The following is a 26,252-nucleotide window of genomic DNA, read 5'->3' on the forward strand; positions in this document are numbered from 1 at the left end:
TAAAAGGTGAAAGGCAAAAGGTTTTTGACATTACGCCTTAAACCTTTCACCTTTAGCCTTTAAGCTTTAACCTTATTCCAATGTGATATCTAAACCTAAACCTCTTAACTCATGAACCAATACGTTGAATGATTCAGGAACCGATGGTGTTGGCAGGTTTTCACCTTTAACAATAGCCTCGTAAGTTTTGGCACGGCCGATAACATCATCCGATTTAACGGTTAATATTTCCTGCAGTATGTTTGCTGCACCGAATGCTTCAAGTGCCCAAACCTCCATCTCACCAAAACGCTGACCACCAAACTGGGCTTTACCACCCAATGGCTGTTGTGTAATTAATGAGTATGGCCCAATTGAACGTGCGTGCATCTTATCATCAACCATGTGACCAAGTTTCAGCATGTATATGATACCTACTGTGGTTTGCTGGTCAAATCTGTCGCCGGTTAGGCCATTGTATAAATAGGTACGGCCAGATTCTGGTAAGTTTGCCTTTTTAACCCACTCTTCTACTTCTGTATGGCTTGCACCATCAAAAATCGGCGTAGCGAATTTAATGCCCAACTCTTTACCTGCCCAACCTAATACGGTTTCGTATATCTGCCCTAAGTTCATACGTGAAGGTACACCCAGCGGGTTCAACACAATATCAACCGGTGTTCCGTCTTCAAGGAAAGGCATATCCTCATCACGTACAATACGCGCAACAATACCCTTATTACCGTGACGACCAGCCATTTTATCACCTACTTTAAGCTTACGCTTTTTAGCAATGTAAACTTTAGCCATTTGAACAATACCCGATGGCAGTTCATCACCAACACTGATAGCAAATTTATCGCGACGGTAAGCGCCCAGCTCTTCATTAACTTTAATGTTATAGTTATGAAGTAAGGTTTTTATCTGGTCGTTTTTATCATCATCAGTTGTCCATTTAGTTGGGTTAATGTTTTCGTAATTAAGCTCAACTAAAATTTTCTGGGTAAATTTAACACCTTTAGGTACATGCAGCTCTTTGTAAACATTGTAAACACCTTGTGATGTTTTACCGTTCACAATCTCAAATAACTTTTCGATCAAAGTATTTTTAAGATCTTTTACAGCTTTATCATGTTTGTTATCCAACTTCTCTAACTGTGCTTTTTCTTCGGCTTTCGACGTTTTCTTGGCACGGCTAAACAATTTGGTATCAATAACCACACCGGCAATTGACGGCGGAGTTTTTAAAGATGCATCCTTAACATCGCCTGCTTTATCCCCAAAAATGGCGCGTAACAGTTTTTCTTCCGGGGATGGGTCAGATTCGCCTTTCGGAGTGATCTTACCAATCAGGATATCGCCTTCCTTAACTTCGGCACCTACACGGATAATACCGTCTTCGTCCAAATCTTTGGTAGCTTCTTCTGATACGTTAGGGATATCGGGTGTTAATTCTTCTTCGCCACGCTTGGTATCACGTACTTCCAGCTCAAACTCTTCAACGTGAAGTGAAGTGAAAATATCCTGTGATACAACGCGCTCAGATATTACAATCGCATCCTCAAAGTTGTAACCCTGCCAAGGCATGAAAGCTACTTTGAGGTTACGGCCCAGGGCAAGTTCACCTGCCTGTGTAGCATAACCCTCGCAAAGCACTTCGCCTTTTGATACCCTTTGGCCTTTTTTAACAATAGGCTTAAGGTTCATGGTAGTACTCTGGTTAGTTTTCTTGAACTTGGTTAAACGGTAGCTTTTTGAATCGCCATCAAATGATATCAGGCGGTCAAGCTCGTTACGGTCATATTTAATACGGATCTCGTTCGCGTCAACATATTCAACCACACCATCGCCTTCGGCATTGATTAGTGTACGTGAATCTTTTGCAACACGACCTTCCAATCCGGTACCAACAATCGGCGCTTCAGGGCGTAACAAAGGTACAGCCTGGCGTTGCATGTTTGATCCCATCAATGCACGGTTAGCATCATCATGTTCCAGGAACGGAATTAATGAAGCCGCGATAGAAGTGATCTGGTTTGGAGCGATATCCATTAAATCCAGCCTTTCGGGCTCGATAATCGGGAAGTCACCTTCAAAACGTGCTTTTACTTTTGGTAATGCAAATACACCTTTATCATCATAATGCGCGTTTGCCTGGCCAATTGTTTTACCATCCTCATCCTCGGCAGATAAGTAGATAACCGCCTCATCAACCTGTACCTTACCTTCAACCACTCGTTTGTACGGGGTTTCGATAAAACCTAAGTTATTGATCTTGGCATGTACACAAAGTGAAGATATCAAACCAATGTTTGGTCCTTCCGGAGTTTCAATTGTACATAACCTACCGTAGTGGGTATAGTGTACGTCACGAACCTCGAAACCTGCACGCTCACGCGACAGACCGCCGGGCCCAAGGGCTGACAGACGACGCTTATGCGTGATCTCTGCCAGTGGATTGGTTTGGTCCATGAACTGTGATAACTGGTTAGTTCCGAAGAACGAGTTGATCACAGATGATAATGTACGCGCATTGATCAGGTCGGTCGGGGTAAATACCTCGTTGTCACGGATGTTCATACGCTCACGTATGGTACGTGCCATACGGGCTAAACCTACACCAAACTGAGCATATAACTGCTCACCTACTGTACGAACGCGACGGTTTGACAAGTGATCAATATCATCCACCTCGGCTTTTGAGTTGATCAGTTTGATCAGATATTTTACAATGGCGATAATATCCTGCTTGGTTAATACCTTAGTTTCATCAGAGGTATTTAATTTCAGCTTACGGTTGATGCGGTAACGGCCCACATCGCCCAGGTCATATCTTTTATCCGAGAAGAATAAACGATCGATAATACCACGTGCAGTTTCCTCATCAGGTGGTTCGGCGTTACGCAATTGACGGTAGATATGCTCAACCGCTTCTTTTTCGGAGTTTGAAGTATCTTTTTGTAAAGTGTTATATATAATAGTATAATCACCGCTGGTTGAAGCATCTTCCTTGTTAAGGATGATGGTTTTAACGCCAGCATCAATGATCATATCAATATGGTCATCTTCCAGTACGGTTTCACGCTCAAGGATGATCTCATTACGGTCGATAGATACCACTTCACCGGTATCCTCATCCACGAAATCTTCAACCCATTTTTTAAGTACCCTTGCAGCAAGCTTACGGCCAATGAATTTCTTCAGACCAGATTTGCTAACTTTTACCTCATCTGCCAGTTCAAATAACTCTAATATATCTTTATCAGAATCATAACCAATAGCACGAAGTAACGTGGTAACCGGGAATTTCTTTTTACGGTCAATATAAGCATACATCACGTTGTTAACGTCTGTTGCAAACTCAATCCATGAACCTTTAAAAGGTATTACACGGGCCGAGTATAATTTTGTACCGTTGGTGTGGCGGCTTTGGCCAAAGAATACACCTGGTGAACGATGTAATTGCGATACAATTACACGCTCGGCACCGTTAATAACAAATGTACCTTTAGGGGTCATGTAAGGGATAGTTCCCAGGTACACATCCTGTACAATTGTTTCAAAATCCTCGTGCTCCTCATCATTACATGACAGGCGAAGCTTGGCTTTTAATGGTACGCTATAAGTTAATCCGCGCTCAATACACTCTTGTATATCATAACGTGGCGGATCAATAAAGTAATCCAGAAACTCTAAAACGAAGATGTTCCTTGAATCTGAGATAGGAAAATTTTCAGCAAACACTTTAAACAAACCTTCTTTATAGCGGTTGTCTGAGGTGGTTTCCAATTGAAAAAATTCCTGGAAAGATTGTAACTGAACATCCAGGAAATCGGGGTAATCAAGTACCTTTCTACTGGTTGCAAAGTTTACTCTTTGATTAATGTTGTTTGCCAAGGTGTTTAATTTTTAGTTTATTAATAAACTTTTGTAGATGTGAGATCTGAAATAAGAGATGTGAGACCGAATATGTTGCAGAAGGCTGGCGGCTATAAGTTTAACCGTCAAAAATCTCATATCTCACATCTCATATCTGGCATCTGATATCCAAACCTTTATAAACAGCAATAGACCCCGACCAAAATAGGTCGGAGTCTCATGCTATATTTTATTGGGTTAACTTATTTAACCTCAACTACTGCTCCAGCTTCTTCTAATTGTTTTTTCAAAGATTCAGCTTCTTCTTTAGTTACACCAGTTTTAACTTCTTTTGGTGCACCGTCAACAAGATCTTTAGCTTCTTTCAAACCTAAGCCAGTTAAGTCTTTTACTAATTTAACAACTGCTAATTTAGCGCCGCCTGCTTCTTTCAGGATAACGTCAAATGCAGTTTGTACTGCTTCAGCAGCAGGGGCATCATCGCCACCAGCAGGAGCAGCAGCAACAGCAACAGCTGCAGCAGCAGGCTCAATACCATACTCATCTTTTAAGATCTGAGCTAATTCGTTTACTTCCTTTACTGTTAAGTTTACCAACTGTTCAGCAAACGCTTTTAAATCCGCCATTTTATTTAAATTTTACTTTTAATGCTTTTTGTTTTTTAATATCGAACTTTAATAAGGTGTTCGTTAACCTCTTTCCTGTAATGTTTTTACAAGGCCTGCAATAGTATTTCCGCCTGATTGTAGTGCAGAAATAACGTTCTTGGCCGGTGATTGCAATAATCCGATAACTTCGCCAATCAGCTGCTCTTTTGATTTCAACTTGATCAATGTATCGATCTGGTTGTCGCCAATAAATATTGCTGAATCAATATAAGCTGCTTTTAAAATCGGTTTGTCACTTTTTTTCCTTAATTGTTTAATCAACTTTGCCGGAGCAGTTGCTGATTTTGAGAAAAGAATTGATGATGAACCTTTTAATACATCAAATATTGGAGTGTAATCGCCACCTGCAGCTTCCATAGCTTTTTTAATCAAGCTGTTTTTTGCTACTTTCATCGTGATTTCACTCTGGAAACACTGACGACGGATATCGTTGATTTTTGCAACCGATAGATCAGAGGTATCAGTAATATAGAAATTACCGTACTCTTTCATTTGCTCAGTAAGGGCAAGAACAAGGTCGTATTTTTCTTCTTTATTCATGATTAGATCCCCGCTACTGATTTAGTTTCAACTGTTATTCCCGGAGACATGGTAGAAGAGATATGAATGCTCTTAAAATATGTTCCTTTTGCTGCTGATGGTTTTAATTTCGAGATAGTTTGCAATACTTCTAATGCATTCTCATAAATTTTATCTGCAGGGAATGATGCTTTTCCTATTGAGGTATGGATGATACCTGTTTTATCAACTTTGAAGTCGATTTTACCACCTTTTACCTCAGTTACAGCTTTTCCAACTTCTGGAGTTACTGTTCCTGATTTAGGGTTTGGCATAAGGTTACGCGGGCCTAATATTCTACCCAAACGTCCTACTTTAGCCATAACACTTGGCATAGTGATGATAATATCAACGTCAGTCCATCCGCCTTCAATCTTGGCAATATATTCATCCAAACCTACGTAATCCGCGCCTGCATCTTTAGCTTCTTGTTCCTTATCAGGAGTACAAAGCACCAATACACGTACAGTTTTACCGGTTCCATGAGGTAATGTTGCAATACCACGTACCATTTGATTGGCTTTACGCGGGTCAACACCTAAACGAACGTCTATATCAACTGATGAATCAAATTTAGTTAAGGTTAATTCCTTTACCAAAGCTGATGCAGCTTCTAATGAATACGATTTGTTTGCCTCAATTTTGGAGAGTGCCGCTTTTTGATTTTTTGTTAATCTAGCCACTGTCTTAAACTGATTTTGTATAAATTAATTAATTTTTGATCTGAGATTTGAGACCTGAGATTTGAGATTTAAAAAAAATCCGAAATCGAAAATCCGAAATCCGAAACCAATTTAGTTCCAGGGAGCCGTACCTGATACGGTGATTCCCATACTACGGGCAGTACCTGCCACCATTTTCATGGCTGATTCTACAGTAAATGCATTCAGATCTACCATTTTATCTTTGGCTATAGTTTCAACCTGCTCCCAATTTACATTGGCAACTTTTTTACGGTTGGGTTCAGCCGAACCACTCTTTAAACCGGTTGCTTCCAATAACTGGATTGCAACAGGAGGGGTTTTGATGATAAATTCGAAAGATTTGTCAACATAAACAGTAATCAAAACAGGCAACACCTTTCCAGCTTTATCCTGGGTACGTGCATTAAATTGCTTGCAAAACTCCATGATGTTCACACCTTTTGCACCCAATGCAGGGCCAATTGGAGGTGATGGGTTTGCGGCGCCGCCTTTAACCTGCAGCTTTACCATTGCACCGATCTCTTTTGCCATTTTAATTTACTTTAATTATAACTCAATGTTAGTAAGTGGAAGCTAAGTAACATTTAAGATTTTTAGAGGTATCAAGTAGTTAGTATCAAGTATCAAGACCTCTACTACCCTATCCTTATATTTTTGCGTATCGTTTTTCAGTATCGTTATCAAAAAATCTTGTTACTTGATACTAACTACTTGATACTATTCTTTCTCTACCTGCATGTAATTCAATTCAAGCGGCGTACGGCGCCCAAATATCTTTACCATAACTTTTAATTTCTTTTTTTCTTCGTTAACCTCTTCAATCACCCCGCTAAATCCGTTGAAAGGTCCGTCCATTACTTTTACGCTTTCGCCAATGTAATACGGCACATTCATTGTTTCGCCCTGGGCGCTCATTTCATCAACCTTACCTAAAATACGGTTAACTTCGGCCTGGCGCAGTGGTATAGCATTACCGGCTTTATCGCCTAAAAATCCTATTACACTGTTTATATTTTTGATGATGTGTTCAGTTTCGCCATCAAGTACGGCTTCCATTAATACATAACCAGGGAAATAGTTACGCTCTTTTGCTATCTTTTTCCCATCGCGCATCTGGTAATATTTTTCTGTAGGTATTAATACCTGCGGTACCAAATGCGTAATGCCCAAACGACTAATTTCGGCATCTATATATTGTTTTACCTTTTTCTCTTTACCACTTATGGCTCTCACCACATACCATTTCAATTGATCACTCATCTCTATCTCCTAAATATTATGTTAGTGAACTATAAAATGTTTTAAGCAAGTAGGCTATGATCTGGTCCATACCTAAAATAACCATGGCGATGATAATTGCAGCAACCAGTACCAATACGGCACTGCTTTGCAACTCACGCCAGGTTGGCCAGGTTACCTTCTCAGTTAACTCGATGTATGATTCTTTAATATATTCAGTTACGTTAGCCATCTTTACTACTTTGCTTAATGCACGGGAACAAGGATTCGAACCCTGATCAAAGGTTTTGGAGACCTCTATTCTACCGTTGAACTATTCCCGTGTATTTTTAATCCTGAATCCCCCAAAAGGGACTTTTAAATATTAACAAAGTACTTAGTCAATTGACTAAGTACTTTGTGTTAAATTAACCACAACCTAACCTTGTTCCCCCACCAGCCGGCGGGGGTTAGGGGGTTATTTCAATATTTCAGTTACCTGGCCGGCACCTACTGTTCTGCCACCTTCACGGATAGCGAAACGTAAGCCTTTTTCCATAGCGATAGCGTTGATCAATTTTACAGTGATGGTAACGTTATCACCTGGCATAACCATTTCTACACCTTCGGCTAATGAAATTTCACCAGTTACGTCAGTAGTACGGAAATAGAATTGCGGGCGGTATTTGTTGAAGAATGGAGTATGACGGCCACCTTCTGCTTTTGATAATACGTAAACTTCAGCTTTGAAATCGGTGTGTGGAGTTACTGAACCTGGTTTGCAAATAACCATACCACGACGGATATCGGTTTTTTCAATACCACGTAACAACAAACCTACGTTGTCGCCAGCTTCACCTCTGTCAAGGATCTTACGGAACATCTCAACACCAGTTACAGTTGATTTCAGGTTTTCGGCACCCATACCAAGGATGTCAACCTGCTCACCTGAGTTGATTACACCACGCTCAATACGACCGGTAGCAACAGTACCACGACCAGTGATTGAGAACACGTCTTCAACCGGCATCAAGAAAGGAAGCTCAGTTAAACGTGGAGGAATTGGAATAAAGCTATCAACAGCATCCATCAATTCCATGATTTTTCCAACCCATTTAGGATCGCCGTTAAGACCACCTAAAGCTGAACCCTGGATTACCGGGATATCATCACCTGGATATTCGTAGAATGATAATAATTCACGAATTTCCATTTCAACTAATTCTAATAATTCCGGATCATCAACCATGTCAACTTTGTTCATGAAAACAACAAGCGCAGGTACACCTACCTGGCGAGCTAACAGGATGTGTTCGCGGGTTTGTGGCATCGGACCATCAGTTGCAGCAACCACAATGATTGCACCGTCCATCTGAGCAGCACCGGTAACCATGTTTTTCACGTAATCCGCGTGACCTGGACAGTCAACGTGAGCATAGTGACGGTTAGCAGTTGAATACTCAACGTGCGCGGTGTTAATTGTGATACCACGTTCTTTTTCTTCAGGAGCCGAGTCAATTGAATCAAATGAACGGGCTTCTGATAAACCTGCATCAGCTAATACTTTAGTAATAGCTGCGGTAAGGGTTGTTTTACCGTGGTCAACGTGACCGATTGTACCGATGTTTAAGTGCGGTTTACTGCGGTCAAACTTTTCTTTTGCCATGATTTATAATTATTTTGTAGGTTAATTTATACTTAAAAATGTTATTCTTTATTCTCTTTTACGCTATTGAGCCAACAATGGGATTTGAACCCATGACCTCTTCCTTACCAAGGAAGTGCTCTACCACTGAGCTACGTCGGCTTATTTTTTGTTCATTAGTTCACTCGTTTATTGGTTCATTGGTCTTTTGCAGCTGCTGCTAATGAACAAATGAACTAACCGACTAATGAACCAACCGAGCGGAAGACGAGGTTCGAACTCGCGACCTATAGCTTGGAAGGCTATCGCTCTACCAACTGAGCTACTTCCGCTTGTTTAGTTTTCCATTTGCAGTTTTCAKTATACTAACCCGATAATGCAAATCCGTAACCTTTTTTAATCGAGTTAGCAGTCCTCAATCATCTGATAACTTTAATTGTTATCCGAAAACTGAAAACTGCCTACTCAATAAGTGGGGAGAGAAGGATTCGAACCTTCGTAGCCGAAGCAGCGGATTTACAGTCCGCCCCATTTGACCGCTCTGGTATCTCCCCATTAGTTGATTTCGGATTTGCAATGTTCAAAGTTGAAGCTAAACATTACACTTCCGAAAAAAACTGAGCCTCCTATCGGGATCGAACCAATGACCTACTGATTACAAGTCAGTCGCTCTACCAGCTGAGCTAAGGAGGCTTATATTTATTTAGCCTTTCAATTATTGAAACCTTTATGGCTCCTTTTATCGAGCGGCAAAACTAATAAGCTTTTTTATATTTTAAAGAACAATCTTCACAAAAATTTGCTGCGGTCAGCACCTCTCTGAAAGGGATTGCAAATCTACAAAAATTTCACCCTTTGCAAAATTTTTTATCAAAAAAAATCGACGGGCTGTAAACCCGTCGATTTTTACCAAAAAATGGCCTTTTTTATATTAAAATCCCTCTTCTACTTCCGTTAATATCACCTTTTTGGCGGCAGCATCGGCAATAGTTTTCTTCTGCTTATGCTTTTCAATCTGCTTGCGCAGGCTTTCAACTGCTAAATCCGTTGCCTCTTCAAAACTTTTGCATTTCTCTTTTGCGAAGATCTGGTTACCCGGCAACAATAGCTTGATCTCGGCAATTTTGTTTGCCTCATCTAACACATTCTCAAGCTTTAAGTAAACTTCGCCGCTAATAATATGGTCATAAAATGTATCCAGCTTATCAGCCTTTTTTTGAATAAAATCTAATAATTTTCTGTCTGCGGTAAAATGAATTGATTGCACTGTAATTTTCATGTTTCCTCCTTAATTACGCCTTTGGATGGGCTTGTTTGTAAATAGACTTTAATCGTTCAACTGAATTATGCGTATAAATTTGGGTCGCGCTAAGGTTAGCGTGGCCCAAAAGCTCTTTAATGGAGTTCAGGTCGGCTCCGTTGTTTAGTAAACTCGTTGCAAATGTGTGCCTTAGCACATGAGGACTCTTTTTATTCTGGGTTGATATGTTGGCGAGGTATTTCTGCACTATCAAATAAATTAGTTTGGGGTATGCGTCGGCACCCTTAGTTGTAACGATTAACATTACGGAATTGTTATTAAAATTTTGATTTTTCTTTAATTCCAGGTATCGCCCAAGCAAAATCCGCAGCTCGGTATTGATGGGGATAATGCGTTCTTTATTACGCTTGCCAAGCACTTTTAGTGTACCTTCATAATCATTAATATCGCTGTCTTTCAGGCCCAAAAGCTCGGCCAGGCGCATGCCGGTACCAAACAGCATTTCAACCACCAGCTTGTTCCGTAAGCCTTCAAAATCATCATCTGTAACAATATCGTTATCGAGCATTTGAGTAAGGCTTCCACTTTCAACCACAACCGGTAGTTGCTTTGGTATTTTTTGTGAGCGGATTTTTGATGCCGGGTTTTGCGCAATTACTCCTTCCTGCAGTAAAAACTTAAAATATTTGCGCAGGGTGGCCATCTTACGGTTTACAGACCGAGCCGTAAGTTTTTGGTCAATAAGCTCCACCATCCAGTTGCGGATGTCGTGGTAACTGATCTGGTCGGGATGGGTAATTATGAGTTCGGGAACAACTTTGGCATTACCAGGGTTGTTAAGGAAGAGCATGAACTGATCCAGATCTGACTGATAAGCAGATACCGTGTGTGGCGAGTACCGCTTTTCGAATTTAATATATTGGATAAAACGCTCTAAAAACATAAAAACTATTTGAACATCCAGAGAATGAATGTACAAATAGTTTTGTTAATATAGTGTCGGAAAATCTGAAAAAATTCTTTTGAGGGAATTAAACAGTTTCGATATTCATATTTTGCTTGTAGATGGCATGTTTAACAACATGACGACGGGTTACAGATTTTTTTTCAAAAGCCTGGCGACTGCGTAGTTCTCTTAAAACACCTGTTTTTTCAAATTTCTTTTTGAAGCGTTTCAATGCTTTGTCTAATGATTCGCCGTCTTTTACGTTAATAATGATCATAATTTCCTAAATACCTCCTTTCAAGGGAGGGCAAAGTTAACTATTTGGTTTTGAATATCAAATAGGTAAGGGAAAATAGTTGATTGGGTTGATTAGGTAGGTAGTTTGCTGCATGCGTGGCGATTTGCGATTTTGGCCCATCACATATAAAAAGCGTGATACCATCTTACTTCAACACTTCCCTGCTAATCACAATCTTCTGTATCTCGCTTGTCCCCTCACCTATTGTACAAAGCTTGGCATCCCGGTAGTATTTCTCAACCGGGAAATCCTTGGTATAGCCATAACCGCCGAAGATCTGTACCGCCTCGGTAGCCACCCGCACCGCGGTTTCTGATGCGAAATACTTGGCCATGGCCGATTGCTTGGTTACCGGCAGGTGGCGGTTTTTCAGGTCGGCGGCCTGCATAACCAGCAGTTCCGATGCTTCAATCTCTGTTGCCATATCGGCCAGCTTAAAGGCAATCCCCTGAAAGCTGCTGATAGATTGACCAAACTGCTTACGCTCCTTAGAGTAAGCCACCGCAGCATCAAAGGCGCCTTTGGCTATCCCTAATGATAATGCTGCTATAGAAATACGACCGCCATCCAGTACCTTCATGGCCTGTTTAAAGCCTTCGCCCTCAACACCCAGTAGGTTTTCTTTGGGCACGCGGCAATTATCAAAGATCAGTTCGGTGGTTTCTGAGGCGCGCATGCCCAGCTTGTTTTCTTTTTTGCCATGGGTAAAACCGGGCGTACCTTTTTCAATAACCAGTGCCGATATTCCATGCGAATCGCCCTTTTTACCGGTGCGCACCATTACCACAGCCACATTGCCCGATTTGCCGTGTGTTATCCAGTTTTTTGAACCGTTAACTATATAGTGGTCGCCATCCAGCACGGCGGTAGTATTCATCCCTAATGCGTCAGACCCGGTGTTGGCTTCCGTAAGTCCCCATGCGCCCAGCCACTCGCAGGTAGCCAGTTTGGGCAGCCATTTCATTTTTTGCTCTTCGTTGCCAAAAGCAAGGATATGGCCGGTGCACAGTGAGTTATGCGCCGCCACAGATAAACCTATAGAGCCGCAAACCCTGGCTATTTCAACAATAACGGTTACATATTCAAAATAACCAAAGCCCGAGCCGCCATATTGTTCGGGCACAAATACGCCCATCATACCCAGCTCACCCAATTTCTTAAAAAGGTCAATAGGAAAAACCTGCGCCTCGTCCCATTCCATTACATGAGGTTTAATATTCCGTTCGGCAAAATCCCTGGCCATCTGGCCTACCAGGTGCTGGTTTTCGTTCATAGAAAAGTCGAATCCGCCTATTGTCGGACCGTCTGTAAGTAAAGTTTCCATACTAATTTATATAACTGGTTATACAAATTTAACGATTTAATTATCAGCTTGTTTGTCAAAAACACACCCGAATAGAAGTACAAAATGGTATCTGGTATGAATTTTAGGTTTAGTTGAAACAGGCTTGTTTTTGAGTTTAAAAAAGAGTTGAAAATATTTTCAATTAATATTAAGGCTAAGTAAAAAACACCGTGTAAACTGCCAAAAAACGACAATCGGCAGTAATAATTACAGTAACTTCGCCTTTTTTAAGATACTTAGGTAAAAGCGAACACCCGGCTATTTCGCTTAATACGTTGCCAGGGCAACCAGCGTATCACTGAGAGGTGCTATCCGCTCCCGGCCCTTTAAAAAACCAAGCTCAACCACAAAAGAAAAACCGGCTACTATCCCTCCCATTTCTTCAATGAGCTCACAGGCGGCTGTTACTGTACCCCCTGTAGCCAGCAGGTCATCATGGATCAGGATATGCTGACCGGGTTCAAAAGCGTCTGTATGGCATTCAATTACTGCGGTACCATATTCCAGCTTGTAAGCCCGCTGCTTAATAGTAAATGGCAACTTACCAGCCTTACGGATAGGCACAAACGGGATGCCCAGTTTGGTGGCCAAAGTCAGTCCAAACAAAAATCCCCGGCTTTCTATGCCTGCTATCACATCTATGCGGGTACCCCTCAGTTGCTCCACAAAGGCGTTGATAATATTATCGCACAAGACAGGGTCTTTCAAAATGGGGGTTATATCTTTAAAAATTATCCCCGGCTTAGGGAAGTCTGGAATATCGCGTATGGCTTTCTTTATTTGCTCGGTAATCATTTAAAAACTAAATAAGGTCCAATTTTACGCAAAATTCCGTCATCAAGTATGGCAATATTTTTCAAATCAGCTACCGACTCATAATCGCCGTGTTGATTGTGGTATTCCAATATGGCATTCATCTGCTTAAAACTAAGGTAAGGGAAGCGTCTTAACTGGTCAAAAGTGGCCGTATTAACGTTTAGTTTGATGATGTGCCTGCCATCTACAGCAATGCCATCCTTAATTTCGGCATACTTAGCTTCGTCAATACCAAATACCTCTTTCAACTGTTCCTTACTGTAAAAGCCCCCCAAACGCACCCTGTACCTGGTGATCCGCCTTGCAAACGATGGCCCTATCCCACGGATCATGGTAAGCCTGGCCGAGTCGGCACTGTTTATTTCTATAACTTCGCCGGGCGCAGCCTTTTTGGTATAATGATAATTTGCAGGTAAACCATTGGCGTTAAAACCGGCTGTTGTGGTTTTTAAAGATTTTACAGGCGAATAGTTACCTTTAACTGTATCTTTAGTCTTGCCCAATATCGCGGCAGCTTTATCAAAATCATTAAAGTTTATTGTGTTATCTTTGCGGTTTGCCTGGTAAACATATGGCGCGGCCAAAACCAATGCAATTAAAATAATTAATACTACCATTCCGTTCCACTCTTTTTTTGTAATGGATAAGTAGTTTTTAATATGCGCCTTCATTTATATGAATTATCGGGCGTTAAAGTAAATAAAATTTCAGGATATTTATTTGTTAACCAAATACATTGTTATTTAAAAAATGAAAGTAATAACCACCGAAGAGTTTGCCAAAGCCACTAAACTTGATAAGCTGAAAATGCCTGGCCTGGCCGCTTTGTTGATGGAGATCATGAAAATTAACCAGGTTAACGACCTGTTTGCCCAGGCCCAGCCCAAACAAGGTATTGAATTTATTGATGCTATTTTAGAAGGCTGCGGTATTGATATTGAATTTGATGAACGCGACTTAAGGCATATACCAAAAACCGGCAGCTTTATCGCCATAGCCAATCACCCATATGGTGGCATAGAGGGACTGGTACTACTAAAAATGCTGCTAACAGTACGGCCGGATGCCAAATTAATGGCCAACTTCCTGCTCAAGAAAATACCCAACCTCAGCGACTTTTTTATTGCCGTAAACCCGTTTGAAAATGTTGAACACTCATCAAGCATTAGCGGCCTGAAAAACACCCTCGAGCTGTTAAATAACGGTACTCCAATAGGCATTTTCCCGGCCGGCGAGGTTTCAACCTTTAAGGTTGAGCAGCAACAGGTAACCGACCGTTTGTGGCACCCAGTAGTAGGTAAAATAATAGCGAAGGCCAAGGTTCCCATTGTGCCTATATATTTCCACGGTAATAACGGCTTGCTTTTTAATTTATTAAGCCTCATACATCCGGCCCTGCGTACAGCTAAATTACCCTCAGAATTGTTTAACAAGCACGGGCATACAATTAAACTTCGCATAGGTAAACCCATCAACGTACTTGAAGTGCCCGATTATAATAACGGGGCCAAGCTGCTCAATTTTTTACGCGCCCGTACCTATGCTTTAGGTACCGGCCTTGAGGAGGAAAAGAAGATCTTCAACCCGCGCAACCTGTTTAAGATAAAACGGCTGCCAACCGATATTGTACCCGAAATAGACTCGGCAATACTTGAAAAGGAAATTGCGCCGTTGCGTGATAATTATAAGGTATGGACAGAAAAGAACTACGAAGTTTTTATTGTACCAACCTCGGTTATCCCAAACGTGATACGTGAGGTAGGCCGCCTGCGCGAAGTAACTTTCAGAGAAATTGGCGAAGGCACCAATAAAAGTATCGACCTTGACGAGTATGATATTTATTATAACCACCTTTTCATCTGGGATTTTGAGGCCAAAATGATAGTAGGCGCTTACCGCATAGGTTTGGGCGACGAGATATTTTATAGCGTGGGCAAAAAGGGCTTTTATATCACCGAACTTTTTAAACTTAAAACCCAGTTTACCCCGGTATTGCGCAAAAGTTTGGAACTTGGACGGTCATGGATCCGTAAGGAATATCAAACCAAACCGTTACCCCTGTTCCTGTTGTGGAAGGGCATTCTGAAATTCCTGATAGATAACCCAAGATACAGGTACCTGATAGGCCCTGTGAGTATCAGCAACTCGTTTTCAAAATTCTCCAAATCATTAATTGTTGATTACATTAACCGTAATCACTTTGATCATGAACTGGCGCAATATGTAAAACCACGTAAAAAATTTAAGGTCGATTTTGCAAAGATAGATACCGACCTGCTAATGGCTGGCGAGGATACTTTTAAAGGACTGGATAACCTGATATCGGAAGTAGAAACACGTAATATGAAAGTCCCTGTGCTGCTACGCCAATATATCGCCCTTAACGCCAAGATCATCAGCTTTAATATTGACCCTAAATTTGCCGACTGTCTTGATGGCTTCCTGGTGCTCGACCTGGAACAAGTGCCGCAGGATATATTAGATAAGCTGGGTAAAAATTTGTAGGATAGTATCCTAAATATCGTATCTCCAAAACAAAAACACCCCATCGGCCTGCCCGCTGGGGTGTTTTTGTTGATCACACAACCAAAAAGTCCCTGCCGGATATAAACCTGCAGGGACTTTTTATATGATGTGTTTGGTAATATTAGAATGCGTAGCGTATACCAAACTGCATTTGCCAGCGTGAAGAGAACAAGTCAACAGAATATGGCAATCCAGGATCTGTAAAAGCATATTTTGGATAGCTTGTTGACATTGCACCAAATGCAGGCGTAGTTTTTGGCGTTAAACCAATGCTTGATGTTGAATTGAAAGTATTGGCTGAGAAATAATACTGTCCCCATTTTTTATTCAGCAAATTAGTAAGGTTAACAATATCATAAGTGAAAGTAATCACTTGTTTGTGTTTACCACTACCAAATTTAAAGTCTTGCGAAAAACGGAAATCTAAGTCATTATTCCATGGTGTAAAAGCAGCATTACGTTGGGTAAAGTTTCCGCGACGTGACGATAAATAGCTGTTTTTATCAATAAATGCATCAAAAGCTGCTGCTTGCTGAACAGCAGTTTGTCCACCAATTACATCAGTAAAGAAATTAACTGTTTCACCATGTTTAGGGATGTATGCTAAGCTAACTTGCTGGCCGGTTCCGTCGATTGCACTTGGATAAAAACCATAAGTGTATGGATTACCAGATTGAGCGCTAAAGAAGAAGCTGAAATTGGCTGTAAAGTTTTTAGCTGCATCCCAATCATGCCTTAAAWTGATGTTTGAAACAATGCGATGACGGGTATCAAAGTTTGAGTTGGCCAAACCTGGGTTATTAGGATTTAAAGCCTGGTTTAACTGCCAGTTTGATTCCATTGAGTTACGGATACCATTGGTTACATCTTTTGAATGCCCGTAAGTATATGCAACATTACCGCTTAAGCCAAAAGGAAAGGTTTTACCTACTTGTGCGGTTAAACTGTAACGGTAGCCAAGGCTGGTGTTTGATAACTCATAAGCATTGGTATATGATGAGTTAACTTTTTGATTTACAAATATTGGCTGTTGGTGCTGGGTGTCGTAAGCATAATAAGTTGCACTATCCTTAGTATTTACCTGCTGGAACTTTAAATCGTGAATGGTTTTAGTATAAATACCTTCTAAAGTAAATTTCCATTGGTCATCAGTAGTATAATCAAAAGCTAAGCTGCTTCTCCAAACCTGTGGCATTTTAAATTTGTTGTCAATTAAATCTACCTGGGTTGGGCCGGTAGCGGCAGTGTTAAAGCCTTGTGCGTTAACGTAATCTAAACGACCATTTGGCGAGGTTGAAACAGGATTTGTAAGTGGCTTTTGAGCTGATTTGTTATCATAAGCACCATAAGTAGCACCATTGTTGTAAAACGCATAACCAAACCATGCAAAAGGAACACGACCGGTAAAGAAGCCGCTACCACCACGTACAATTAAGCTTTGATCGCCATTTACATCATAATTGAACGATACACGAGGATTAATCTCTACGTTGTTCAAATAATTTTGCTTGATATCGCGGGGTTTAGTGTAGGTAAAACTATTACCATAGTTTAAATCAACCGGAGCATTTGTAGTTTTAGTGCTTAATGGCTGTTTATTAGGTATACCGGCATAGTCCAGGCGTAAAGCTGCAGTCAATTTAAAATTGTCGGTAATTTGTATCTCATCCTGACCGTATAAACTCATCAGGTTAACTTTAAATTTAGCTGATGGATTAGCGAAAATGTAATCACGATTATTATTAGTATAGTTAAAGTTAGCACGAACACGCGATGGTGAGTTTGCTATAAAGTTTTCTATACTGCTGTAGGCAACGCGGCCATTCCATGAGTTTACAAAGTTGTAAGTAATGTTATAAAACTCGTTGTGTGTACCAAAAGTAAATGTGTGCTTACCCTTTGTTAAGGTAAAGTTATCGGTAAACTCTGTGGTTTTTTGGTGCATATCAAATATAGCAGCCTCACGGTCGGTACCCATAAATATGGTAGTACCAGGTGTACGGCCGGTTATTTCAATTTGCGGTAACGAAGGATCTGAAGTAGGGTCACGGTAGTCATGAACATTTGAGTAACCTATTACTAAACTGTTACTCGCGCTGTTTGAAAACCTTGATTTTAACTCGGCAACAGTTGACGTTGAGTTGTTATGAGATACGTAATCAATACCCCCAAAACGGAAGTTTTGCTGATCACGCTCTAAGTTTGTAGCTGTTGAGGTGATGGTATTGTTACGGATAGTTAACTGGTTATTATCGTTGATGTTCCAATCTAAACGGTTAAAGAACTTGTTTGAGCGCGAGTAGATTGAACTATTTGAATAAGTACCCGGACTTAAACCACCAGTAAATTGCTGGAAAGCAGTTGTAAGGTTTTTAGCGTCCTGTAGGCTAAGGATCTGGCTTGAACCACTTGCATCAGCACCGCGGATAACCGGATCCTGGCGGCGGGCAATTTCTTCGTTAGTGAAGAAGAATAACTTGTTTTTAATAATAGGGAAACCTAAACGGATACCGGTTTGGTAATCGTGGAATGTAGTAGGTATTTTTGAACCATCGCCACCAGCAGCAGCAGAAGCATTATTTGGACCTACCAAAAAAGCACCACGGCCGTAACCATAAATTGCGCCCGAAAAATCATTTGTACCGCTGCGGGTTACAGCATTTATACTACCACCCAATACGTTACCAATTTTAATATCATAAGGGGCAACCAATACCTGTATATCCTGTATAGCATCTAATGATACAGGGCTTGTACGTGTACTGCTACCAACCTGGCCCGATGCATTACTCTGACCACCTAATGATGGGCTGAAACCAATCGCATCATTGTTGATGGCACCATCCAGTGTTACGTTATTGTAACGGTAGTTGGTTCCCTGGAAGGAGTTGTTGTTGCTTTGAGGTGTTAACCTTGTTAAATCCTGTAAACTGCGGTTAATAGAAGGCAGGTTTTTGATTTGATTTTGGTTGATGCGGGTACTTGCACCTGTTTTTGTACCACCGGCTGTTCCTTTAATCTTCACTTCCGATAAGGTTGTGGTTTCATCGGCAAGCGCGAAGTTGTACGTGGTTGTACCTAAACTTAAGGTAATATCTGCTCTTTCGTCTTTTTTAAATCCAACAAAAGAAGCAGCGATGGTATAAGGACCACCTGGGTTAACGTTGGCAATTGTGTAACGACCATCGCCATTGGTTTGTGCGCCGTAACGGGTACCGGTACTTGTATTAAGTACAGTAATAGTTACACCAGGCAATGTAGCACCTTTTTGGTCGGTAACTTTTCCACTAATTAAAGAGGTAGTAATTTGCGCATTTGCAACATTTGCAACCCCGATGATCAGCAGTGATAAAAGAATAAAGTAAAGCTTTTTCATTTGTGTTTATTTATTCCACAAAGGTTGGGCTACAATATTAAAGTAATGTTAACACAAGATTATATTTGATACCAATTGTTAACATTAAGTACAAAAGGTAATCAGTACTTAACAGAAAGTTTTTTAAGTATCAGATGGAGCAGATATATTGGGCCTATGAGCAAAAATTTAATATCCTCAAAAAACGAAGGCTTTTTTCCTTCAATTTTATGCCCTATAAATTGCCCAACCCATGATACCAGGAATATAATTAAACTAACCAGCCACAATGCCGGGCCACCGGTTTTGTGCCACTGCTCTATCCCAATAATAGCATAACTAAAGCCAAACAGCACAAATAACATCAGGTACGATAATATAGGCGAAAGCTTAAGATAGTAGTAAATACTAAAGGCAATTAAAAACGATGCCCAGTTAAATACCCCATTATAAGTACCTAAAAATTTGAGGTATGGGAACGGAATAGACCAGATTAATCCGAGCAGGCTAAATACAATAAGCGGAATACAAATAAAATGTATCCACTCATTTGTTGAATTTTGGTGACTCTCGGCATATTTTGCAAAATAAACATCAACCGGACGATTGACATCAGCTTTTGTTTGCATGCCGCTTTTCCCGTTGCCTGATATTTTCTTTGAAGCCATTTTATTGTAAATATAAAAACCCTTTCGGTTAATAGCCGAAAGGGTTGTATTAATTTTTAATTAACAAATTACTTGGCAAATGCTACCGACCTGGTTTCCCTGATCACGGTAACTTTTATCTGGCCCGGATAGGTCATCTCGGTTTGGATACGGTTTGATATATCTGCAGCCAATACTTCTGACTGGGCATCACTTATCTTTTCGCTTTCAACCACAACACGCAGTTCGCGGCCGGCCTGTATAGCAAATGTTTTTTCGACACCCGGATATGACATAGCCAGCTCTTCCAATTCCTTCAAACGTTTGATGTAACTTTCAACAACCTCGCGGCGGGCACCCGGACGAGCGCCAGATATAGCATCACAAGCCTGGATGATTGGCGATAACATCGACGTCATTTCGATCTCATCATGGTGAGCACCGATGGCGTTACAAACTTCAGGATGTTCCTTATATTTCTCGGCCAATTGCATACCCAAAATAGCATGCGGCAGCTCGGGGTTATCATCAGGCACTTTACCAATATCATGCAGCAAGCCGGCACGTTTGGCCATTTTTACGTTAAGGCCCAATTCGGCAGCCATAGTGGCGCAAAAGTTGGCAACCTCGCGCGAGTGTTGTAACAGGTTTTGCCCGTAAGATGAGCGGTAACGCATACGGCCAACCATCCGGATCAGCTCGGGATGCAAACCATGAATACCCAGGTCAATCACTGTACGTTCGCCTATCTCTACAATTTCTTCTTCAATTTGCTTTTTGGTTTTTGCAACAACCTCTTCAATCCGGGCAGGGTGTATACGTCCGTCTGTTACTAACCGGTGCATGGCCAGCCTTGCAATCTCGCGCCTTACCGGGTCAAAGCCCGATAAGATGATAGCTTCCGGGGTATCATCCACAATAATTTCGATACCGGTTGCAGCCTCCAAAGCACGGATGTTACGACCTTCACGACCGATGATACGGCCTTTGATCTCATCGTTCTCGATATTGAAAATTGATACCGTGTTCTCGATAGCACTTTCGGTAGCGGTGCGTTGGATGGTTTGGATAACTATCTTTTTAGCCTCTTTGGTAGCAGTAAGCTTAGCCTCATCAACAATATCCTTTATCTGGATCATGGCTTTAGAACGGGCTTCTTCGCGCAAAGTATCTATCAATTGATTTTTTGCATCATCGGCAGATAAACCCGCGATAGTTTCCAATTGTTGAACATGCGAGTTCTTTAAAATCTCAACTTCCTCTTGTTTTTTAACAACAATTTCGGTTTGTTTCTCCAGGTTTTTACGGGTATTATCCAGCTCATTCTCCTTACGGTTCATGTTCTCCAGGCGCTGGTTTAATGATTGCTCTTTTTGTTTAACACCGTTCTCGCGCTGGTTAATGTTGTTATTTTTGTTGGTTACTTCCTGCTCATGTTCGGCTTTCATTTGTAAAAACTTCTCTTTTGCTTCAAGTAATTTGTTTTTCTTCAGGATCTCGGCATTGTTTTCAGCATCCTTTAATATTTTCTTCACTTTATTTTGTGCCGATGTTTCCTGGTCTTTAAAAAGCTTCATTAGCAGGAAGCGACCGATGACTATGCCCAGGCCTATGCCAAGCAACAGCCCGATGATTATGTATAATATGTCCATTTTAGGTTATTGGTATGTATGTATATAAAAAAACCGCAACTAACTTTTAAGTATCATGTATTGAAAAACTTCATTTCGGATATTGGAATCATGGGTTACGTTAGTACCTGTAGTAACGCATGCCTCTTTGATCCGCTCATATTGAAGCGTTAAGTTTTTAATAGTGAAACCCAAAATTTAACTGCGGTTAAATCTTAAATGTGCTCTGTATATGTAAAGAACGTTTATTACTTCGAAAAAAATTCGTTCAGCAAATGGTCTAACTGGTAAACCTTTTCAGCAACGTCGGTGTCCTCAACGTTAACCTTTTTCTCGGCCTTTAATGATGAGGTTGCATAATGCAACACACACATCGAAAGCAGATCTTGCTTATCCCTCACTGCATAATTTTCCTGATATTCCTTTATCCGGTCGTTAATTAGCTTGGCCGCCCTGCGTATTATCTCTTCTTCTTCCATGTTTACCTTTAAGGGGTAAACTCTGTCAGCAATATTTATTTTTATTGAGATTTCTCCCATTGAGCCTTTCACTTTTTGTACTATTTTTTCAATAATACAATACACTTATCTATTTCCTGCACAAAGTCGTTAATTTTTTGCTTAATGTCAACACTTTTTTCATTTGTTTCCGAAAATGATTTTGCAAGTTTCAATACACGAAGCTTTTCTTCCAGGTCTTTCGTCTTATTTTTACTTGCATCAAGTGCAACAGTAAGCGCTTCACTTTCCAATTTCAACAAGTCATTTTCCTCCTGCAAAGCAGCACAAAGCTCAATCAACCTCTCGGTTTTCTCAACTATCTTATTTAACTGTTCTGCTACTGAAGGCATTTTTAATTATTGAATTGTCGAATTACTGAATTATTGAATTTATTTACTGATTTAATAAAAAAGCGAAAACTTATTCACCAATTTGATAATTCAGTAATTCAATGATTACTTGCGAATCTCCGCTCCTGCTTCTTTTCCTAAATTATAAATTAATTTCTGCATTATGGAATCAATGGCTTTATCGGTTAAGGTTTTTTCAATGTCCTGTATGATAAAACTCAACGCATATGATTTTTTTCCGGCAGGCAATTTATCGCCCTGGTAAACATCAAATACACTTACTTCTTTCAAAAGCTTGCGCTCGGTACGCTGTGCAATTTGCTTCAGCTGACCAAATGATACCGTTTTATCAATAAGCATAGAAAGATCGCGCCTTACCGCCGGAAATTTGGGAACGTCCTGGTGAACTATCACATTTTTACGAACCGCTGCCAGTACCATGTCGAAATTAAAATCAGCATAAAATACTTCTTTGTCTACATCAGTTTTTTTCAAAGCAGTTGCAGCAACAGCGCCAAACTTAACCAGCTGCCTGCCATTTAGCATATACTGAAGCCCAAAAGCTAACTTACTACAGGTAGCATCTTCAACAACAAGGTCGGTAATGCTTAAACGTTGTAAAATACCATCAACAATAGCTTTCATGTTGTAAAACGAAACAGCCTTAAGTTTTTGATTCCATTGCTCGGCTGCAGCAGCGCCGGTAATAAAAACAGAGAAACGCTGAACCTCGCTGTATTTATCGTCCTTAACGCTGTATACCTTACCAAATTCATAAAACTTCAAATCGGCTGCACGACGGTTTTGATTGTAGGCGATAGCCTCCAGGCCCGAGAAAAGCAGGCTCTGGCGCATTACATCAAGGTCGCTGCTTAATGGGTTCAGGATCTTTACCGCAACATCCAGGTTATCTGAATAGGCCGACTTAGTTAATGAGTTTGATAAGATCTCATTAAAGCCATTAGCGGTCAGCAGATCCGAGATCTGGTTTTGCACCGTATCTTTCTCAGCCTTTTGTGAGTTGTTCAATGAAGCCCTGATCTGGGTAGGAATATGAATATTGTTGTAGCCATAAATCCGCAGGATCTCTTCAACAATATCCACCTCGCGGGTTACATCAACACGGTATGGGGGCACTTGTAATGACAGTGAATCCGCAGTTTCATTCACTATCTTAATGTCAAGCGCCTCAATAATCGCCTTGATCTCACCATGCGTAATTTCCTGGCCAATCAGCCTGTCGATGTTTTTATAAGTTACCTCAAAAGCAAAAGGTGCTACCGGCGCAGGGTAATGATCAGAAATTTCTGAAGATACCTTACCACCCGCAACCTGCTGTATTAGCAAAGCCGCACGTTTCAAAGCAAAAACCGTCATATCCGGATCGGTACCACGCTCAAACCTGAACGATGCATCGGTTTTTAAACCATGACGTTTAGCAGTTTTACGTACAGACACCGAATTAAAATAAGCGCTCTCCAGGAAAATACTTTTAGTAGATGATTTAACCCCTGATTGAGCGCCGCCAAAAACTCCGGCAATACACATTGGCTCTTCAGCATTTCCAATCATCAGGTCATTCTCTGATAATTTACGGTCAACATCATCCAGCGTTTTAAAAATTGTTCCTTCAGCATAGTTTTTAACCAGCACTTTGTTGCCTTTTATCTCATCGGCATCAAAAGCATGTAGCGGCTGACCAAGCTCATGCAGCACATAGTTGGTAGCATCCACAATATTATTAATAGAACGGATACCAATAACAGCCAGTCTTTCCTTTAACCATTTTGGTGATTCTTTAACCTCAACACCACTTATAGTTACCCCGGAATAACGCGGACTTGCCTGCCCATTCTCAACCACAACCTCAATAGTTCTGCTGGTGTTATCAACTCTAAAGTTACTAACGTCGGGTTTTTTTATGCCGATCTTTAAAAACGCGGCAATATCACGGGCGGTACCCAAATGCGAGGTGGCATCAGCACGGTTAGGGGTTAAGCCTATCTCGTACATATAATCATCATGCAGTTTGAAATAGTTTTTTGCTAATGTGCCAACTACGGCATCAGCATCAAGCACCATGATCCCCGCATGATCTGTTCCCAGGCCTATCTCGTCTTCGGCGCAAATCATCCCTTCAGATACCTCACCACGGATTTTTGATTTTTTTATAGCGAATGGCTCGCCTACAGTCGGGTATATGGTAGTGCCTACAGTGGCTACAACCACTTTTTGCCCGGCAGCCACATTAGCAGCGCCACAAACAATTTGCAGGTCTTCAGGGCCTCCTACGTCAACCTTGGTAACATGCAGGTGATCTGAATTGGTATGTGCAACACTCTCCTTTACAAAACCAATCACGAGGCCTTCCAATCCGCCGGGGATGGGTTGAACTTTTTCCAGGCTCTCAACTTCCAAACCGGTACCGGTAAGTATGATCGAGATCTCCTGTGGAGTTTTATCGGTATCAATAAATTCTTTAAGCCAGTTATACGATATCTTCATTATTCAGAAATGATAATCGGCAAAGATATAAAGATTTCGGATGTGGGATTTCGGATTTGGGATTTATTTGGCTGTTATAATTTGAGAATTCGGCAATTTGAAGATTTGAAAATTATTATCCCAACTCCTGATACAAATAATTAACTATTTTAATCATTTTCAAATCATCAAATTTTCAAATCACATCAAATCCCCGTCTCCAAAACTAAAATACCCATTATCGGTAATAATAAGGTGATCAAACACACCAATATCCAGCATTCTACCGGCTGTGGCTATCTTTTTGGTTAACATCACATCCTCCTGGCTTGGTTTCAGGTTGCCCGATGGGTGATTATGTACCAGGATAAGTCCGCTGGCCTGGTATTGCAGGGCTGCATGAAAAATAATTTTAGGATCGCATACGGTAGATGCCAAGCCACCTTTGCTAATGAGTTCTTTCCCTAATACCTTTTGTGAACGCCCCAGTAATATGATCCAAAATTCCTCGTGGTTCAAATCCATCAAATGGCGGCGCATAATGTTATAACCATCGCGGCTGGAGTTAATATAATCCGGGGCCTGGCTCTCACTGTCATTACGGCGCCGGCCAATCTCCAAAGCGGCTATAATAGAGATAGCCTTGGCCTCTCCTATCCCTTTAAATTTAGATAACTCGCTGATGGAAGCCTTGCCCAGCTTATTCAGATCATTCTCGTAATGATGCAGGATGCGCTTGCTGAGCTCAACGGCGGTTTCATTACGGCTGCCCGAGCCTATGAGGATGGCGATCAACTCGGCATCAGTTAATGCCCGCCTCCCTTGTCCGCTTAGTTTTTCGCGCGGACGGTCGGCCTCGGCCCATGATTTTATACCTATTTTATTTTCGTAGTTTTCCACGGCATTAAAGTATGAAAAAGCATGGAAACAAAAAAAGGATCGTACCAATGGCACAATCCCCTTTTTTATATCTTGAAAAGCTGAATGTTAGCTTAAAGTATTTACAAATTTAGTAAGCTTCGATTTATTGTTTGAAGCTTTGTTTTTGTGAATAACATTCTTTTTAGCCAAACGATCAAGCATAGAAATCACTTTACCTAACAATGCAGCAGCATCAGCTTTAGTTGTAGTGTTTCTTAATTTTTTAATAGCGTTCCTGGTTGTTTTAGCCTGGTACCTGTTGCGCAGACGCTTCGCAGCGTTTGACCTGATTCTTTTTAAAGATGATTTATGATTTGCCATCGTATAGCTTTGTTATTCTTTTTCTACTTATTTTAAGGACTGCAAATATAGGGTGATAATTTGATTATTGCAAATAGTTTTTTCAAATTAGTTTATTGGTTGATTAGCTTCGATTCAATTAAAAATAAGGGGATTTATTTCAAAAATATCAAGGAACGTGTAAACAATATCAACAAAAATCCACTTTTATACCAATAAAG

General features: G+C 40.8%; 23 protein-coding genes and 5 tRNA genes. 1 reads left to right on the forward strand and 27 read right to left on the reverse strand.

Annotated features, from left to right (window positions below):
• Positions 1-72: 72 nt before the first annotated feature.
• The 19 genes from rpoB to AC1DO4_RS04325 form a co-directional block, all read right to left on the reverse strand.
• Positions 73-3,876: a DNA-directed RNA polymerase subunit beta gene (gene rpoB, locus AC1DO4_RS04235; protein ID WP_477413297.1), complete on the reverse strand. Its 3,804-nt coding sequence runs from the start codon at positions 3,874-3,876 to the stop codon at positions 73-75.
• Between the two features lie 224 nt (positions 3,877-4,100).
• Entirely contained in the window at positions 4,101-4,484 is a 384-nt protein-coding gene (gene rplL / locus AC1DO4_RS04240) for a 50S ribosomal protein L7/L12 (RefSeq protein WP_073405423.1), read from the reverse strand.
• A 63-nt stretch (positions 4,485-4,547) separates the two neighbouring features.
• A complete protein-coding gene (gene rplJ / locus AC1DO4_RS04245; RefSeq protein ID WP_477407789.1) occupies positions 4,548-5,066 on the reverse strand; it encodes a 50S ribosomal protein L10 in 519 nt (172 codons plus the stop codon).
• 2 nt (positions 5,067-5,068) lie between these two features.
• Positions 5,069-5,767: a 50S ribosomal protein L1 gene (gene rplA, locus AC1DO4_RS04250; protein WP_090642963.1), complete on the reverse strand. Its 699-nt coding sequence runs from the start codon at positions 5,765-5,767 to the stop codon at positions 5,069-5,071.
• Positions 5,768-5,878: 111 nt separating this feature from the next.
• On the reverse strand, positions 5,879-6,319 hold the full coding sequence (rplK, locus tag AC1DO4_RS04255) for a 50S ribosomal protein L11 (protein WP_184542728.1): 441 nt from the start codon (positions 6,317-6,319) through the stop codon (positions 5,879-5,881).
• A 186-nt stretch (positions 6,320-6,505) separates the two neighbouring features.
• Positions 6,506-7,048, reverse strand: coding sequence for a transcription termination/antitermination protein NusG (gene nusG, locus AC1DO4_RS04260; protein WP_290324705.1), 543 nt, complete (start codon positions 7,046-7,048; stop codon positions 6,506-6,508).
• Between the two features lie 16 nt (positions 7,049-7,064).
• A complete protein-coding gene (gene secE / locus AC1DO4_RS04265) occupies positions 7,065-7,259 on the reverse strand; it encodes a preprotein translocase subunit SecE (RefSeq protein ID WP_477407787.1) in 195 nt (64 codons plus the stop codon).
• Between the two features lie 20 nt (positions 7,260-7,279).
• Positions 7,280-7,350 (reverse strand) — tRNA-Trp (locus AC1DO4_RS04270).
• 134 nt (positions 7,351-7,484) lie between these two features.
• Complete coding sequence (gene tuf, locus AC1DO4_RS04275; RefSeq protein ID WP_477413300.1) at positions 7,485-8,672, reverse strand: elongation factor Tu; 1,188 nt, start codon at positions 8,670-8,672, stop codon at positions 7,485-7,487.
• A 69-nt stretch (positions 8,673-8,741) separates the two neighbouring features.
• Positions 8,742-8,813, reverse strand: a tRNA-Thr gene (locus tag AC1DO4_RS04280).
• A 97-nt stretch (positions 8,814-8,910) separates the two neighbouring features.
• Positions 8,911-8,983: transfer RNA gene (locus tag AC1DO4_RS04285), tRNA-Gly, on the reverse strand.
• A gap of 141 nt (positions 8,984-9,124) precedes the next feature.
• A tRNA-Tyr gene (locus AC1DO4_RS04290) sits at positions 9,125-9,205 on the reverse strand.
• A gap of 66 nt (positions 9,206-9,271) precedes the next feature.
• Positions 9,272-9,344 (reverse strand) — tRNA-Thr (locus AC1DO4_RS04295).
• Between the two features lie 238 nt (positions 9,345-9,582).
• Positions 9,583-9,930 carry a ribosome hibernation-promoting factor, HPF/YfiA family gene (hpf, locus tag AC1DO4_RS04300; protein WP_477408645.1) on the reverse strand — a complete coding sequence of 116 codons (348 nt, stop codon included), beginning with the start codon at positions 9,928-9,930 and terminating at the stop codon, positions 9,583-9,585.
• Positions 9,931-9,943: 13 nt separating this feature from the next.
• A complete protein-coding gene (locus AC1DO4_RS04305; protein ID WP_477413715.1) occupies positions 9,944-10,855 on the reverse strand; it encodes a tyrosine-type recombinase/integrase in 912 nt (303 codons plus the stop codon).
• Positions 10,856-10,943: 88 nt separating this feature from the next.
• The gene (gene rpsU, locus AC1DO4_RS04310) at positions 10,944-11,135 is read right to left on the reverse strand and encodes a 30S ribosomal protein S21 (RefSeq protein WP_259088615.1); all 192 of its coding nucleotides are present in this window, start codon (positions 11,133-11,135) and stop codon (positions 10,944-10,946) included.
• A gap of 166 nt (positions 11,136-11,301) precedes the next feature.
• On the reverse strand, positions 11,302-12,480 hold the full coding sequence (locus AC1DO4_RS04315; RefSeq protein WP_477413302.1) for an acyl-CoA dehydrogenase: 1,179 nt from the start codon (positions 12,478-12,480) through the stop codon (positions 11,302-11,304).
• Positions 12,481-12,768: 288 nt separating this feature from the next.
• Complete coding sequence (locus AC1DO4_RS04320; protein ID WP_477413304.1) at positions 12,769-13,296, reverse strand: adenine phosphoribosyltransferase; 528 nt, start codon at positions 13,294-13,296, stop codon at positions 12,769-12,771.
• Positions 13,293-13,988 carry a ComEA family DNA-binding protein gene (locus AC1DO4_RS04325; protein ID WP_477413306.1) on the reverse strand — a complete coding sequence of 232 codons (696 nt, stop codon included), beginning with the start codon at positions 13,986-13,988 and terminating at the stop codon, positions 13,293-13,295. The genes AC1DO4_RS04320 and AC1DO4_RS04325 overlap by 4 nt, the downstream gene beginning before the upstream one ends.
• Before the next feature lie 79 nt (positions 13,989-14,067).
• On the opposite strand from AC1DO4_RS04325, the gene AC1DO4_RS04330 reads away from it, so the two are divergent.
• Complete coding sequence (locus AC1DO4_RS04330) at positions 14,068-15,822, forward strand: lysophospholipid acyltransferase family protein (protein WP_477413308.1); 1,755 nt, start codon at positions 14,068-14,070, stop codon at positions 15,820-15,822.
• A 142-nt stretch (positions 15,823-15,964) separates the two neighbouring features.
• Here the strand turns inward: AC1DO4_RS04330 and AC1DO4_RS04335 are convergent, their stop codons facing one another.
• The 8 genes from AC1DO4_RS04335 to rpsT all read right to left on the reverse strand — a co-directional run bounded on the left by AC1DO4_RS04335 (position 15,965) and on the right by rpsT (position 26,052).
• On the reverse strand, positions 15,965-19,219 hold the full coding sequence (locus AC1DO4_RS04335; RefSeq protein ID WP_477413310.1) for a TonB-dependent receptor: 3,255 nt from the start codon (positions 19,217-19,219) through the stop codon (positions 15,965-15,967).
• 101 nt (positions 19,220-19,320) lie between these two features.
• Positions 19,321-19,866, reverse strand: coding sequence for an Mpo1 family 2-hydroxy fatty acid dioxygenase (locus AC1DO4_RS04340; protein WP_477413313.1), 546 nt, complete (start codon positions 19,864-19,866; stop codon positions 19,321-19,323).
• Positions 19,867-19,934: 68 nt separating this feature from the next.
• Entirely contained in the window at positions 19,935-21,497 is a 1,563-nt protein-coding gene (gene rny, locus AC1DO4_RS04345) for a ribonuclease Y (protein WP_477404473.1), read from the reverse strand.
• Between the two features lie 227 nt (positions 21,498-21,724).
• Entirely contained in the window at positions 21,725-22,015 is a 291-nt protein-coding gene (locus tag AC1DO4_RS04350; protein WP_184550619.1) for a cell division protein ZapA, read from the reverse strand.
• Between the two features lie 20 nt (positions 22,016-22,035).
• Positions 22,036-22,326, reverse strand: coding sequence for a hypothetical protein (locus AC1DO4_RS04355; RefSeq protein WP_295717229.1), 291 nt, complete (start codon positions 22,324-22,326; stop codon positions 22,036-22,038).
• 105 nt (positions 22,327-22,431) lie between these two features.
• Positions 22,432-24,831 carry a phenylalanine--tRNA ligase subunit beta gene (pheT, locus tag AC1DO4_RS04360; protein WP_477413315.1) on the reverse strand — a complete coding sequence of 800 codons (2,400 nt, stop codon included), beginning with the start codon at positions 24,829-24,831 and terminating at the stop codon, positions 22,432-22,434.
• Positions 24,832-25,011: 180 nt separating this feature from the next.
• Positions 25,012-25,710 carry a RadC family protein gene (radC, locus tag AC1DO4_RS04365; protein WP_477404477.1) on the reverse strand — a complete coding sequence of 233 codons (699 nt, stop codon included), beginning with the start codon at positions 25,708-25,710 and terminating at the stop codon, positions 25,012-25,014.
• 87 nt (positions 25,711-25,797) lie between these two features.
• A complete protein-coding gene (gene rpsT / locus AC1DO4_RS04370) occupies positions 25,798-26,052 on the reverse strand; it encodes a 30S ribosomal protein S20 (protein WP_477404479.1) in 255 nt (84 codons plus the stop codon).
• Positions 26,053-26,252 lie beyond the last annotated feature (200 nt).

It is taken from the genome of Mucilaginibacter sp. P5_A6 (assembly GCF_056400585.1).